We start from the raw sequence: 13244 nt of genomic DNA, 5'->3' as shown, positions 1-13244 counted from the left end.
CAAATAACAAGGGGTTAATCTGAGTTCGTTCCAAGACAGATTGTCAAACCCGATTTCCTTATCTGGAGGTGAATGATGAAAAGCCCGATTGGTCTTGATACCGCTCAATCACAAGCTCTGGCTGCCGAGCTGAACAAGTTGCTGGCCAGCTACCAGATCCTCTACATGAACGTCCGTGGCTTCCACTGGAACATTCGCGGCAACCAGTTCTTCGAGCTGCACCTGAAGTTCGAAGAGATCTACAACGACCTGCTTCTGAAAGTCGATGCTCTGGCAGAACGCATCCTGACCCTGGATAGCGTGCCGCTGCACAGCTTCAGCGACTACATCAAGGTCTCCGCCATTCCCGAACAGAAAGGGCTGCACGACGGTCGTGCCTGTGTCGAATCCCTGCTGGGGAGCTTCCGTGAACTGCTGGTGGCTCAGCGCCGCATTCTGGCTCAGGCCGCCGATGCTGGTGATGAAGGGACTGCGTCCATCCTCTCCGACTACGTGCAGCAGCAGGAGAAACTGGTCTGGATGCTGCGCGCCTACCTGGCCTGACCCATTGTTGAAGTGAGCTTTGTTGCAAACCCGAGTTGTCTCTCCTTTTATCCACCCGGTTGCCGCCCTGTTTGGGCGGCTTTTTTGTTTTTGATCTGCATCAAGGGAAACTTAATTGGCAAATTGAATGCCTATTAAGTTTTTCGCGAGGGGAATAGAATCGCCACAAAACAGACAACTGAAATGTCCAATTAGGAGAGGCATGATGTTTTGTGTGCAATGTGAACAGACAATTCGTACCCCGGCTGGCAACGGCTGTGCCTACGCACAAGGTATGTGCGGCAAGACGGCGGAAACCTCGGATCTGCAGGATGTGCTGATCTATACCCTGCAGGGGCTCAGCGCCTGGGCGCTGGCTGCCCGCGAGCAGGGCATCATCGACCGCGAGATCGACGCCTTCGTCCCCAAGGCCTTCTTCGCCACCCTCACCAACGTCAACTTCGACTCCGCCCGTATCGTGGCGTACGTCAATCAGGCCCTCGCCTATCGCCAGCAGCTGGCCGATCGTCTGGCCGGGATGGCGGTGCAGGTGAACGATTTACCACAGTCCGCTTACTTTGAGCCCGGTGCCGAGCTGCTGGAACAACTCGCTCATGCCGCGCCAGCCGCCCCCAATCGGGGCAAGAATGAGGTGAACGAGGACATCATGGGGCTGCGCCTGCTCTGCCTCTACGGCCTCAAGGGCGCCGCTGCCTACATGGAGCACGCCCGGGTGCTAGCTCAGCAGAGCGATGAGGTGGCTGCCGAATTCCACCGCATCATGAGCTGGCTCAGCACAGACCCGAGCGAAATGGGCCGGCTGTTCAGCTGCGCCATGGAGATCGGTCAGCTCAACTTCAAAATCATGGAGATGCTGGATCTGGGTGAAACCAGCGCCTTCGGCCACCCGGAACCGACCCGGGTCAGGGTCACGCCAATTCCCGGCAAGTGCATTCTGGTCTCCGGCCACGACATGATGGATCTCAAGCTCATTCTGGAGCAGACCAAGGGGACCGGCATCCATGTCTACACCCACGGCGAGATGCTGCCCGCGCTGGCCTACCCCTTCTTCAAGCAGTACCCCCATCTGGTGGGCAACTACGGCTCCGCCTGGCAAAACCAGCAGAAGGAGTTTGCCAACTTCCCGGGCGCCGTGGTGATGACCTCCAACTGCATCATCGACCCGAACGTGGGCAACTACAGTGACCGCATCTTCACCCGCTCCATCGTCGGCTGGCCGGGCGTGACCCACCTGGAAGGGGATGATTTCTCCGCCGTGATCGCCAAGGCTCTGGCACTTGATGGCTTCAAACACACCGAGCTCGAGCACTTCATCACCATCGGCTTTGCCCGCAACGCCCTGATGCAGGCCGCACCCGCGGTGATCGAGAAGGTCAAAGCCGGGGAGATCAGCCACTTCTTCCTAGTGGGTGGCTGTGACGGCGACAAGGCAGAGCGCGCCTACTTCACCGAGTTTGCCAAGGCAGCGCCGCGCGACAGCCTGCTGCTCACGCTGGGCTGCGGCAAGTACAAGTTCAACAAGCTCGACTTTGGCGACATCGGCGGCATTCCGCGCCTGCTGGACGTGGGTCAGTGCAACGATGCCTACTCGGCCATTCAGCTGGCGCTGGCGCTCTCCGAGGCGTTCGAGTGCGGGGTCAACGATCTGCCGCTGACGCTGGTGCTCTCCTGGTTCGAGCAGAAAGCCATCGTCATTCTGCTCACCCTGCTCTCCCTCGGGGTGAAGGACATCCGTACTGGCCCGACCGCCCCCGCCTTCCTCACCCCGGCCCTGCTCAAGGTGCTGGAGGAGCAGTTTGGCCTGAAAGGGACCACCACGGCGGAGGCTGACTTGGCCGAGATCCTGGCGGCCTGATCGGCGCCATATCCGCCTTACACGCTCAGCATGTTGTAAGCCTTTGGCGAGCCATTGAGCTCGCCTTTTTTCAAAGCCATTTCCGAGCAAGAGGAGCCTTGCGATGACCTCCACCTCTTTGACCCTGCGCTGCATCGGTCGCCGGGCAGATACCCACGACGTGGCGAGTTGGCAATTTTACCCAGTGGCGGGAACCTTGCCAGCCGTGCTGGCTGGCCAGTGTATGACGCTGCATACCGAGATTGACGGCAAGCCCCACTGCCGTGCCTATACCCTCTCCTCCAGCCCGCAGGATGCCTGCTGGCAGGTCACCATCAAGGATGTCGGGCTGGTCTCCCACCATCTGCACCAGACCCTGCAAGTGGGGGACGAGATCCGGGTGGATGGCCCCTTCGGTGATTTCAATCTGACTGCCTTGCCCTGCGAGCGGCCGCTGCTGTTGAGCGCCGGCTCCGGCATCACCCCCATGTGGGCCATGCTGCGGGACAAGCTGGCCACACGGCCGGACGCCGATATCCGCTTTATTCACAGCGCCCGCTCGCCGGAGGATGTGATCTTCGCAGACGACTTGGCTGCGCTGGCCACGGCCCATGCTGGTGCGCGCCATGCCCTGATCTTGGAAGAGACACCAACGGCTCACCCCTGGGTGGGCCGACTCACAGCGGACATGTTGAGGGAATTGGTACCTGACCTGCTCGCTCGCCACGTCTATCTGTGCGGGCCCGCGCCTTACATGGCGGCGGTCTGCCGCATGCTGGCGGAGCTGGGGTTGCCAGCAGATCAGTTGCACCAGGAGTCGTTCGGTCTGCCTGCAGTCACATCGAGTACGGTGCCAGTTGCAACCAGCAGCGACCACTTCTGGCTAACCCTGAAAAAGAGCGGCAAGAAGGTGAAGATCCTGCCGGGTCAAACCCTGCTGGCGGCGCTGGAAGCAGCGGGCGAGACCATAGTGGCCGCCTGCCGCGCCGGGGTATGCGGTGCCTGCCGCTGCACCACGGAAGGCGATATCGAGCGCCAGAGCGTGATGACCCTGAGTGCGCAGGATCTCGAGAGTGGAGTGGCACTGGCCTGTTCCTGCACCGCCAGCGGAGATGTCAGCGTCGACTATTGAGGCGCGTTCCTGGCATCCCGTACTTTTCCCGAGTGGGCCGAGCAGGTAGACTCAGCCCCAGTTTCAGTCGAAGACGGGATAAAAAATGACAATTCTGGTTACAGGGGGCGCCGGCTATATCGGCTCCCATACCCTGGTTGAACTCTTGAATGTCGGGCAGCAGGTCGTGGTGCTGGACAACCTCTCCAACTCCTCCCCCGAGTCTCTCAAACGGGTCGAGCAGATCACCGGCAAGCCGGTCATCTTCGTCGAAGGGGATGTGCTGGACAGAGCCTGTCTGCAGCAGCTGTTTGCCGCCTACAAGATCGAGTCAGTGATCCATTTCGCCGGACTCAAGGCGGTCGGTGAGTCGAGCCAAATCCCGCTCACCTACTACCAGAACAACATCACCGGCACTCTGGTGCTGTGCGAGGAAATGGCCAGGGCCGGCGTGTTCCGGCTGGTATTCAGCTCCTCGGCCACCGTCTATGGCGATCCCGCCTCGGTGCCACTGCGGGAAGATTTCCCCACTAGCGCCACCAACCCTTATGGCCGCTCCAAGCTGATGGTGGAGGAGATCCTGCGCGATCTCGCCAAATCCGATCCCCGCTGGGCCATCGTGCTGCTGCGCTACTTCAACCCGGTCGGCGCCCACGAAAGCGGCCTGATTGGCGAAGATCCCAACGGCATTCCCAACAACCTGCTGCCCTATATCAGTCAGGTAGGCGTGGGCAAGCTCAAGGAGCTGGGGGTGTTTGGCAACGACTACCCGACGCCGGACGGTACCGGAGTACGCGATTACATCCACGTGGTGGATCTGGCCATCGGTCACCTCAAAGCGCTGGCCCGCATCGAATCGGATACCGGCGTCTTTACCTATAACCTGGGTACCGGTCAGGGTTACTCGGTGCTGGAGATGATCAAGGCGTTTGAAGCAGCCAGCGGTCGCTCCATTCCCTACCAGATCAAGCCCCGTCGCCCCGGCGACATCGCCGAATGCTGGGCCGAGCCGCACAAGGCCCGTGCCGAGTTGGGCTGGCAGGCAGAGCGTGGTCTGGAGCAGATGATGATCGATACCTGGCGCTGGCAAAGCCAGAACCCCAACGGCTATCAGGCCGGCTGATCCATGGTCAGATAGCAAAACGCCCCGGCATGCCGGGGCGTTGTTATTTTTGCCGCAGAGAATTCAGTTGCTCTGGCTGCGCAGCAGCGGCAGAGGGGCCAGATAGGGAACGATTCGCGCAATCAGGCGATCCGCCAGCGGCGTCAGCAGCACCCAAGGCAGGCAGAGGGTCGCCAACCCCAACGCGCCGACATAGACATCGGTGAACCAGTGAGCGCCGGAGAAAATCCGGGGGGCGGAAAAAAGCGGTACCATCAGCAGCGCAGTAACCCCCGCCCAGCGCGGCAGGTAGCGCAGAGCAAAGCCGGCAAAGATCATCAGGAACAGGGCGTGATCCCCGGGGAAGCTGTCACCGGAAGAGTCCTTGGTCGGGATCTCGCTGATATGGGTGACTCGCAGGGCGTCGCTCACCATCAGAGTCGGGCTGGGCCGCTCAACCGGCAACTGGTGGCCAAGCTGGTTAATCACCAGTGCGCTCAGCAACATGACAATGCCCATCGCCACCAGCTGACGACGACCCGCCATATCACGGGCAAAAAAGCTGCGGGCCAGGATCAGTCCCATGCAGCCCAGCACTACCAGATCGAACAGCCGGTTGTTGGTGATGGCCACCAGATCTGCCCAGCGGGCTGAATCGCCCAGCCAGCCGTTGACGGTGTGAAAAATCGCGAGATCCCATTGATCCCAGGGTCCATGAGCCGGCAGCGCAGCCCAACTGATGGCCACCAGACCACCGACCAGATAGCAAAGCAGAAACTTGCCCATGCAGACTCTCCTCGGAAAGGGTAACGGCCGAAAATATGTTATCGCCGTCACAAAAACGAGGCATTTTAAAGCGCTTTCATCTGAAATCAAGCCCCATCCGCACCAACTTAATTCCTGCCAGCCTCCCCCTTGGGTCTGCCAAATTTCTGTTACCTTGCTAGAATGCGCACTTCCCTTTACTGCGAAAGGAAGCGGTATGCATATTCACATTCTCGGGATCTGCGGCACCTTTATGGGTGGTCTGGCGGTGTTGGCAAAACAGCTTGGTTACCGGGTGACCGGTTCAGACGCCAACGTCTATCCCCCCATGAGCACCCAGCTCGAGCAACAGGGCATCGAACTGACCGAAGGCTATGACCCTTCCCAGCTTGATCCGGCGCCGGATCTGGTGGTGATTGGCAACGCCATGAGCCGGGGTAACCCCTGTGTTGAATATGTGCTGGATCGCAATCTGCCCTACATCTCCGGCCCCCAGTGGCTGCTGGAACACGTGCTGCAAGATCGCTGGGTGCTGGCCGTTGCCGGCACCCACGGCAAAACCACCACCGCCAGCATGCTGGCCTGGGTGCTGGAGTACGCCAAGCTGGAGCCCGGTTTCCTTATTGGCGGCGTGCCGGGCAACTTCCCGGTCTCGGCCCGTCTCGGCTCAGCCCCCTTCTTCGTCATCGAAGCAGACGAGTATGACTGCGCCTTCTTCGACAAGCGCTCCAAGTTCGTTCACTACCACCCGCGCACTCTGGTGATGAACAATCTGGAGTTCGACCACGCGGATATCTTCCCGGATCTTGCCGCCATTCAGCGCCAGTTCCACCACCTGATGCGTACCGTACCGAGCAACGGCCGGGTGCTGTTCCCACAAGCAGATCACAACCTCACCGCGGTACGCAAGATGGGCTGCTGGAGCGAAGTGGAGCTGGTGGGTCAGGACGACGCCAAGTGGAAAGCGGTCAAACTGGCCGATGACGGCTCCGCCTTCGAGGTGTGGCTGGATGGGCAGAAGCAGGGCGAGGTGCACTGGGAGTGCATCGGCGAGCACAACGTCAACAACGGTCTGATGGCCATCGCCGCCGCCCGCCATGCTGGCGTGATGGTGGAGCACGGCATCGCAGCCCTCTGTCAGTTCAAATCCCCCAAGCGGCGGATGGAGCTAAAGGGTAAGGTGGCCGGCATCAGCGTCTATGACGACTTTGCCCACCACCCCACCGCCATCGAAACCACCCTTGGCGGTCTGCGTGCTAAAGTGGGCAAGGCCCGCATTCTGGCGGTGCTGGAGCCACGCTCCAACACCATGAAGCTGGGTGTCCATAAGGAGGAGCTGGCAGGCTGCTTCGACGGTGCCGACGAGGTGTTCTTCTTCCAGCCGCCCAACATTGGCTGGGATCTCGGCGAGGTAACGGCTCATATGACCCGACCCGCCAAGGTGTTCAACGATCTGGAGACCCTGATCAACCGGCTGGTGGCCGAGAGCCGCGATGGCGACCATATTCTGATCATGAGCAACGGCGGCTTCGGCGGCATTCATGACAAGCTGATCGCCCGCCTCAAGGATTACCACGGCGAACTATGAACAAAGCGATCACCCTGGCGCTGACCGGTGCCTCCGGCGCCCCCTACGCCCTACGCCTGCTGGAGTGTCTGGTGCAGGCGGACTATCGGGTCTACCTGCTTGCCTCCTCGGCGGCACGAGTGGTACTCAAGACTGAGCAGCAGCAGGAGTGGCCCGGCTCGCCGAAAGAGCTCTCTGCCTATCTCTGTCGCCAATATGGCGCCAAAGAGGGTCAGATAGTGGCCTGCGGCAAGGAGGAGTGGTTCTCGCCGGTCGCCTCCGGCTCGGCGGCCCCCAAGCAAATGGTGGTCTGCCCCTGCTCCATGGGCACCATCTCGGCCATTGCCAACGGCACCTCCGACAACCTGCTGGAGCGGGCGGCGGATGTGGTGATCAAGGAGCGCGGCCAGCTTATTCTGGTGCCCCGCGAGAGCCCCTTCTCGGCGATCCATCTGGAGAATATGCTGAAATTGGCTCGTCTTGGCGTGACCATCATGCCCGCCGCGCCGGGTTTCTATCATGAGCCGAAAAGCATCGCGGATCTGGTGGACTTTATGGTGGCGCGGATCCTCGATCATCTGGGTGTCGAGCATGAGCTGACCAGCCGCTGGGGCTATGGCCACAGCTGAGCTGACCAGACAAACCGGATAAAAAAGCGCCCCTCGATGAGGGGCGCTTTTTTTCGTTAAGCCGTATCAGCAAGCCTGAATAGGTGCCGTCACGTACTTGAACAGGAAATCAGTCACCTCTTCGCGCGCCGGGCGCTGAGGTTGATTGATCATCTGCATCATCACATAGCCAAAACCGGTCAGAGAGCGGGCCAGATCCTGTGCCGACAGCACGCTGGTGATCTCCCCTGCATCCATGGCGGTTTGCAGCTCGCTGGCGATCAGCTCAAGGCACTGATCGAGCAGCCGGGTATAGCGAGGCCATACCTCTTCCCGAACCGAGGAACTCCACTCCAGCCAGATACCTGCGTAATCGGGCTGGTCGTAGGCCGCATCGACAGACAAGCTCACATGGCGCTTGATCTTGTCGAAGATTGAACCATTGCCGCTGTATGCCTGCGACAACATCTGATTCACGAAGCGTTCGATCTCGGCCAATACCTCATCTACCAACTCCTCGCGAGTGTTGAAATAGTTGAAGACGGTGGCAACAGAGACCTTGGCCTGCTCGGCAATTTCGGCGTGACCAGCACGACCGATACCGCGGCGGGAGAACACTTCGATGGCACATTCCATCAGTTGATTGCGACGAGCCTCCGGCGACAACCGGGTACGACGTCTTATTTCTGCGCGTGGTTCCATAGTTTTTATCATCTAATAGTTATTGATTATGGTGTTTATAGTATTGTAACTAATCATGCCTGAGTGCCTGCTAACTCTATCAATTAAAATAAGCCGATAAAAGCACCACGTATATCTGGCGCCTCTCGACACGGGTGGTAGAATCATCGATTTTGATGTTCATGAACGGCCAGTTTCCCTTTGGCCATATGGGAGTAAGTGATGAAACACACTGTCGAGGTGATGATCTCCGAGGCTGAAGTCGCCGCCCGGATCGCCAAATTGGGTGAAGAGATCACCGCCCGCTACCAGGGTTCCGACGAAGTCGTAATGATCGGTCTGCTGCGCGGCTCCTGCGTCTTCCTGGCTGACCTCTGCCGTCAGTGCCAGCTGCCCATCACCCTGGATTTTATGACCGCCTCCAGCTATGGCTCCGGCATGCACAGCACCCGTGACGTGCGTATCCTCAAAGACCTGGATGACGACATCAAGGGTAAGGATGTGGTGATCGTCGAAGACATCATCGACACCGGCTACACCCTCAACAAGGTGCGAGAGATCCTCTCCCTGCGCGAGCCGAAATCCCTCGCCATCTGTACCCTGCTGGACAAACCCTCCCGCCGCGAAGTGCAGGTGCCGGTTGACTGGGTCGGCTTTGCTATTCCGGATGAATTCGTGGTCGGCTGCGGCATCGACTACGCACAGAAGTACCGCAACCTGCCCTTCATCGGCAAAGTGGTACCGCAAGAGTAAAAAGGTTAAAAAACATACCGAACAAGGTGGCGCTGCGCCATTTTCTGTCTCAGGCGGCCTCGGCCGCCTTTTCTGTATCAAGACGGGTTCAGCCAGTTAGAGGTTGCAATGAACGCACTGGAAATAAGCGGCCTGAAAAAGACCTATCAGGGGGGCGTCGAAGCCCTGAAAGGCATCGATCTCACCGTCAAGCAGGGGGATTTCTTCGCCCTGCTCGGCCCCAACGGAGCGGGCAAGTCCACCACCATCGGCGTCATCAGCTCGCTGGTGAACAAGAGTGGCGGCAAGGTGAAGGTATTCGGCTACGACATCGACACCCATCTGGAAGAGGCCAAGGCCCAGCTAGGGCTGGTGCCGCAGGAGTTCAACTTCAGCCAGTTCGAGAAGGTGATCCAGATTGTCACCCATCAGGCCGGCTTCTACGGCGTGCCCAAGGCGGAAGCCAAAATTCGCGCCGAGAAGTACCTGCGCCAGCTCGATTTGTGGGAGAAGCGCGACATGCCGGCCCGCACCCTCTCCGGCGGCATGAAGCGCCGCCTGATGATCGCCCGCGCCCTGATGCACGAGCCCAAGCTGCTGATCCTCGATGAGCCGACCGCCGGGGTGGATATCGAAATCCGTCGCTCCATGTGGAGTTTCCTCAAGGATCTCAACGAGCAGGGCGTCACCATCATCCTCACCACTCACTATCTGGAAGAGGCGGAGATGCTGTGCCGCAACATCGGCATCATCGACAAGGGTCGCCTGATCGAGAACACCAGCATGAAAAACCTGCTGGGCAAGCTGGGTCGCGAGACCTTCCTGCTCGATCTGGCGCCAGGTTCTGCCGTACCAAACGTGCCCGAGTTCAACGGCCGCATGTCGGATGAGCGCACCCTCGAGGTGGATCTCGACAAGAGCCAGTCCCTCAACAGCCTGTTCGAACAACTGTCAAACCAGCAGGTGCAGGTGCTGAGCATGCGCAACAAGGCCAACCGGCTGGAAGAGCTGTTTGTCACCCTGGTCGAAGAGGGGAGAAAAGCATGAACCTGACCACTTACTACATCGCCTTCAAGAGCATCTTGGCCAAAGAGGTGAGCCGCTTTACCCGGATCTGGATCCAGACCCTGGTGCCGCCCGCCATCACCATGAGCCTCTACTTCGTCATCTTCGGCAACCTGATCGGTTCGCGTATCGGTGACATGGGCGGCTTCACCTACATGGAGTTCATCGTACCCGGCCTCATCATGATGTCGGTGATCACCAACTCCTACTCCAACGTCGCCTCCTCCTTCTTCAGCGCCAAGTTCCAGCGCAACGTGGAGGAGCTGCTGGTGGCGCCGGTGCCCAACTACGTCATCATCGCCGGCTACGTGGGTGGTGGTGTGGCGCGCGGCCTCTGCGTCGGCCTTATCGTCACCCTGGTGTCGCTCTTCTTCGTGCCGCTGCAGATCCACCATCTGTTCAGCGTCTGCGTGACCGTGCTGCTGACCGCCATCCTCTTCTCGCTGGGCGGCCTCATCAACGCGGTGTTTGCCAAGACCTTCGACGACATCAGCATCATCCCAACCTTCGTGCTGACGCCGCTCACCTATCTGGGCGGAGTGTTCTACTCCATCAGCCTGCTGCCCCCCTTCTGGCAGGGCGTCTCCCAGGTGAACCCCATCATCTACATGGTGAACGCGTTCCGTTACGGCTTCCTCGGTATCTCCGACGTGCCGCTCGGCACCGCCTACCTCATCATCATCGGCTTCATCGTGGCCCTCTACGGTCTGGCCTGGTGGCTTATTTCGCGCGGCACCGGCCTGCGCCACTGATGGCCAAAACGGGCACCTCGCGGTGCCCGTTTTTTATTCCCCCAGTAGCCCCTTCAACCAGCTAGCCCCCTTCGCAATAACCTGCCTGTTATTAAGGATTTACCTGACACCTTGTGATCCACCGCAATTTTCGAATTACCCCCAAAGGTATAATTCTCGCGGTTGGATGTGCCGTCACGGATGGCTCGTCCGTCTCTTCATTTCTCTCATCAGGGCAGGATCGCCTATGTCACTTATCACCGAGTTGCCAGCCATTTTCGATAGTTTTTCAGATGCCCGTCGTCAGGGCTTTCTGGCTGTGATGGCACTCAAGGAGCGACAGATCCCCCTGGTCGGTACCTACTGCACCTTTATGCCGCAGGAGGTGGCGATGGCCGCCGGCGCCGTGGTGGTATCGCTCTGCTCCACCAGCGATGAGACCATCGAGGAGGCCGAGAAAGACCTGCCCCGCAACCTCTGCCCGCTGATCAAAAGCAGCTACGGTTTCGGCAAGACCGACAAGTGCCCCTACTTCTACTTCTCCGATCTGGTGGTGGGTGAAACCACCTGTGACGGCAAGAAGAAGATGTACGAGTACATGGCCGAGTTCAAATCGGTGCATGTGATGCAGTTGCCCAACCGCGCCGATGACGAGGCCTCCCGCACCCTGTGGCGCAGCGAAATCGTCCGCTTCAAGGAGTTGCTGGAGCAGCAGTTTGGCCAACCCATCAGCGAGCAGGCGCTGCGAGACGCCATCGCGCTGAAAAACCGCGAACGCCGCGCGCTGGCCAACTTCTACCGGCTGGGTCAACTCAATCCTCCGGCACTCAGCGGCACAGACATTCTCAAGGTGGTCTATGGCGCTACCTTCCGCTTCGACAAGGAGCAGCTCATCAGCGAGCTGCAGGAGATGACCCGCCGCATCAAGGCCGAGTATGCCGAGGGCAAGCGGCTCGATGGCCGCCCACGCATCCTCATCACCGGCTGTCCCATCGGCGGCGCCGCCGACAAGGTGGTGCGCCTTATCGAGGAACATGGCGGCTGGGTGGTGGGTTACGAGAACTGCACCGGCGCCAAGGCGACCGAGCAGTGCGTCAGGGAACAGGGTGACCCATTCGATGCGCTGACCGACAAGTATCTGGCCATCGGCTGCTCCTGCATCTCCCCCAACCACCAGCGCATGAATCTGCTGAGCCAGATGGTGGAGGAGTATCAGGCGGACGGAGTGATCGACGTGATCCTGCAGGCCTGCCACACCTATGCGGTGGAGTCGCTGGCCATCAAGCGCCACGTGCGCGAACGCCATGGCATCCCCTACATGGCGGTCGAGACTGACTACTCCAGCGCCGACAAGGGACAACTGGCGACCCGGCTGGCCGCCTTTATCGAAATGCTGTAAGGAGGCGCCGTGTCACTCTCCATCGGGATTGACTCGGGATCCACCGCGACCAAGGGGATCCTGTTCGACCACAAGGATGGCGGGCGCATCGTCCGCCGTTTTCTGGTGCCGACCCCCTTTCGTCCGCTGGCCGCCATCGAGCAAGGCTGGGAGGAGCTCTCGGCCGATTTGCCAACGCGTCCCCACCTGACCCTGACCGGCTATGGCCGGGATCTGGCGTCGTTCGCCGATCGGCGGGTCACCGAGATCTCCTGCCACGGGCTGGGCGCTCGCCTGCTCTGCCCGTCGGTACACACCGTCATCGACATCGGCGGCCAAGACAGCAAGGTGATCCAGCTCGATGGCGACGGCAACCTCACCGATTTTCTGATGAACGACAAGTGCGCCGCCGGTACCGGCCGCTTTCTTGAGGTGATCACCCGCACTCTGGGGGCGCGGGTCGAACAGCTTGACGAACTGCTGCAAGGGGCCGAGCCCCACGACATCAGCAGCATGTGCACCGTGTTTGCCGAATCGGAGGCGATCAGCCTGCGCTCGGCGGGCATTCCCGCCGAGTCGATCCTGGCCGGCATCGTCCGCTCCATGGCCCGGCGCAGTGCCAATTTTATCGGCCGCCTCGGCGCCAGACCCGTGGTGCTCTTTACCGGCGGCGTCAGCCACTGCGCCACCTTCCGCCACTATCTGGCCGAAGGTCTGGGCTACGAAGTGACCACCCATCCGGATGCCCAGTTTGCCGGTGCGTTGGGGGCCGCCCTGTTCGGCGCGCACGCCAGCACGGGAGGCAAGCCATGAACGAAGAGTTCCTCTACCTGTTCCACTCCACCCTAGGTACGGTGAGGCTGCGCAAGCGTCTGGAGCAACACGACCAGTCGTTTCGGGTCTGCGATGTGCCGCGCCAGCTCAGCGCCGGCTGCGGCCTCGCCATTCGCCTCCACTGCCTGCCCAACCAGTGGCAGAACTGGTGTCAGAGCGGCGAAACGGCCGCCGTCTTTCGCTGCGAAGCGGACGGCGACTATCAGGAGCTGGCCCGCTACCCAGCCGATAGTCAGGACATGGCGAAGCAAAGCCCTGTGGTTGGCAGTCGGAGTCATGGATGATAAAGAGCT

Annotated in this window: 14 protein-coding genes; 12 read left to right on the top strand and 2 right to left on the bottom strand. The window is 60.2% G+C overall.

Translation table 11 applies throughout. From position 1 onward, the window contains the following. Window positions 1–75: 75 nt before the first annotated feature. The 4 genes from LG31_RS0103320 (at window position 76) to galE (ending at window position 4611) form a co-directional block, all read left to right on the top strand. Window positions 76–543 (top strand): Dps family protein, encoded by a 468-nt coding sequence (locus tag LG31_RS0103320; RefSeq protein WP_033113084.1) that lies wholly within the window; start codon window positions 76–78, stop codon window positions 541–543. Window positions 544–748: 205 nt separating this feature from the next. Beyond that, window positions 749–2398, top strand: a complete 1650-nt coding sequence (gene hcp, locus LG31_RS0103315; RefSeq protein ID WP_033113083.1) for a hydroxylamine reductase — start codon at window positions 749–751, stop codon at window positions 2396–2398. 103 nt (window positions 2399–2501) lie between these two features. Next, window positions 2502–3509, top strand: coding sequence for an FAD-binding oxidoreductase (locus tag LG31_RS0103310; RefSeq protein ID WP_033113082.1), 1008 nt, complete (start codon window positions 2502–2504; stop codon window positions 3507–3509). Window positions 3510–3594: 85 nt separating this feature from the next. After that, a complete protein-coding gene (gene galE, locus LG31_RS0103305; protein WP_033113081.1) occupies window positions 3595–4611 on the top strand; it encodes a UDP-glucose 4-epimerase GalE in 1017 nt (338 codons plus the stop codon). A gap of 63 nt (window positions 4612–4674) precedes the next feature. Here the strand turns inward: galE and LG31_RS0103300 are convergent, their stop codons facing one another. Continuing rightward, the gene (locus tag LG31_RS0103300) at window positions 4675–5376 is read right to left on the bottom strand and encodes a phosphatase PAP2 family protein (protein ID WP_033113080.1); all 702 of its coding nucleotides are present in this window, start codon (window positions 5374–5376) and stop codon (window positions 4675–4677) included. Window positions 5377–5572: 196 nt separating this feature from the next. Here LG31_RS0103300 and mpl point away from each other — a divergent pair, with 196 nt between their 5' ends. Together mpl and LG31_RS0103290 are read left to right on the top strand one after the other, a co-directional pair. Further along, the gene (gene mpl, locus LG31_RS0103295; RefSeq protein WP_033113079.1) at window positions 5573–6943 is read left to right on the top strand and encodes a UDP-N-acetylmuramate:L-alanyl-gamma-D-glutamyl-meso-diaminopimelate ligase; all 1371 of its coding nucleotides are present in this window, start codon (window positions 5573–5575) and stop codon (window positions 6941–6943) included. After that, on the top strand, window positions 6940–7551 hold the full coding sequence (locus LG31_RS0103290) for a flavin prenyltransferase UbiX (RefSeq protein ID WP_033113078.1): 612 nt from the start codon (window positions 6940–6942) through the stop codon (window positions 7549–7551). Before mpl ends, LG31_RS0103290 begins: the two co-directional genes overlap by 4 nt. 66 nt (window positions 7552–7617) lie before the next feature. On the opposite strand, the gene LG31_RS0103285 is transcribed toward LG31_RS0103290, so the two are convergent. Further along, window positions 7618–8232 carry a TetR/AcrR family transcriptional regulator gene (locus LG31_RS0103285; RefSeq protein WP_033113077.1) on the bottom strand — a complete coding sequence of 205 codons (615 nt, stop codon included), beginning with the start codon at window positions 8230–8232 and terminating at the stop codon, window positions 7618–7620. 201 nt (window positions 8233–8433) lie between these two features. Here LG31_RS0103285 and hpt point away from each other — a divergent pair, with 201 nt between their 5' ends. The 6 genes from hpt (at window position 8434) to LG31_RS0103255 (ending at window position 13235) form a co-directional block, all read left to right on the top strand. Beyond that, window positions 8434–8964, top strand: coding sequence for a hypoxanthine phosphoribosyltransferase (gene hpt / locus LG31_RS0103280; protein ID WP_005343302.1), 531 nt, complete (start codon window positions 8434–8436; stop codon window positions 8962–8964). 108 nt (window positions 8965–9072) lie between these two features. Then, complete coding sequence (locus tag LG31_RS0103275) at window positions 9073–9990, top strand: ABC transporter ATP-binding protein (RefSeq protein ID WP_033113076.1); 918 nt, start codon at window positions 9073–9075, stop codon at window positions 9988–9990. Further along, complete coding sequence (locus LG31_RS0103270) at window positions 9987–10760, top strand: ABC transporter permease (protein ID WP_033113075.1); 774 nt, start codon at window positions 9987–9989, stop codon at window positions 10758–10760. Before LG31_RS0103275 ends, LG31_RS0103270 begins: the two co-directional genes overlap by 4 nt. 226 nt (window positions 10761–10986) lie before the next feature. Continuing rightward, window positions 10987–12138, top strand: coding sequence for a double-cubane-cluster-containing anaerobic reductase (locus LG31_RS0103265; RefSeq protein WP_033113074.1), 1152 nt, complete (start codon window positions 10987–10989; stop codon window positions 12136–12138). Window positions 12139–12147: 9 nt separating this feature from the next. Next, complete coding sequence (locus LG31_RS0103260) at window positions 12148–12930, top strand: acyl-CoA dehydratase activase (RefSeq protein ID WP_033113073.1); 783 nt, start codon at window positions 12148–12150, stop codon at window positions 12928–12930. Next, window positions 12927–13235 carry a putative Se/S carrier protein gene (locus LG31_RS0103255; protein ID WP_033113072.1) on the top strand — a complete coding sequence of 103 codons (309 nt, stop codon included), beginning with the start codon at window positions 12927–12929 and terminating at the stop codon, window positions 13233–13235. The genes LG31_RS0103260 and LG31_RS0103255 overlap by 4 nt, the downstream gene beginning before the upstream one ends. Window positions 13236–13244: the final 9 nt, after the last annotated feature.

This window comes from Aeromonas lacus (assembly GCF_000764665.1).
GTDB lineage: Bacteria > Pseudomonadota > Gammaproteobacteria > Enterobacterales > Aeromonadaceae > Aeromonas > Aeromonas lacus.
This window is presented reverse-complemented; position numbering and strand designations above follow the sequence as displayed.

Coding starts and splice junctions, on each gene's coding strand:
- LG31_RS0103320 (WP_033113084.1), top strand. CDS start 76: ATGAAAAGCCCGATTGGTCTTGATACCGCTCAATCACAAGCTCTGGCT.
- hcp (WP_033113083.1), top strand. CDS start 749: ATGTTTTGTGTGCAATGTGAACAGACAATTCGTACCCCGGCTGGCAAC.
- LG31_RS0103310 (WP_033113082.1), top strand. CDS start 2,502: ATGACCTCCACCTCTTTGACCCTGCGCTGCATCGGTCGCCGGGCAGAT.
- galE (WP_033113081.1), top strand. CDS start 3,595: ATGACAATTCTGGTTACAGGGGGCGCCGGCTATATCGGCTCCCATACC.
- LG31_RS0103300 (WP_033113080.1), bottom strand. CDS start 5,376: ATGGGCAAGTTTCTGCTTTGCTATCTGGTCGGTGGTCTGGTGGCCATC.
- mpl (WP_033113079.1), top strand. CDS start 5,573: ATGCATATTCACATTCTCGGGATCTGCGGCACCTTTATGGGTGGTCTG.
- LG31_RS0103290 (WP_033113078.1), top strand. CDS start 6,940: ATGAACAAAGCGATCACCCTGGCGCTGACCGGTGCCTCCGGCGCCCCC.
- LG31_RS0103285 (WP_033113077.1), bottom strand. CDS start 8,232: ATGGAACCACGCGCAGAAATAAGACGTCGTACCCGGTTGTCGCCGGAG.
- hpt (WP_005343302.1), top strand. CDS start 8,434: ATGAAACACACTGTCGAGGTGATGATCTCCGAGGCTGAAGTCGCCGCC.
- LG31_RS0103275 (WP_033113076.1), top strand. CDS start 9,073: ATGAACGCACTGGAAATAAGCGGCCTGAAAAAGACCTATCAGGGGGGC.
- LG31_RS0103270 (WP_033113075.1), top strand. CDS start 9,987: ATGAACCTGACCACTTACTACATCGCCTTCAAGAGCATCTTGGCCAAA.
- LG31_RS0103265 (WP_033113074.1), top strand. CDS start 10,987: ATGTCACTTATCACCGAGTTGCCAGCCATTTTCGATAGTTTTTCAGAT.
- LG31_RS0103255 (WP_033113072.1), top strand. CDS start 12,927: ATGAACGAAGAGTTCCTCTACCTGTTCCACTCCACCCTAGGTACGGTG.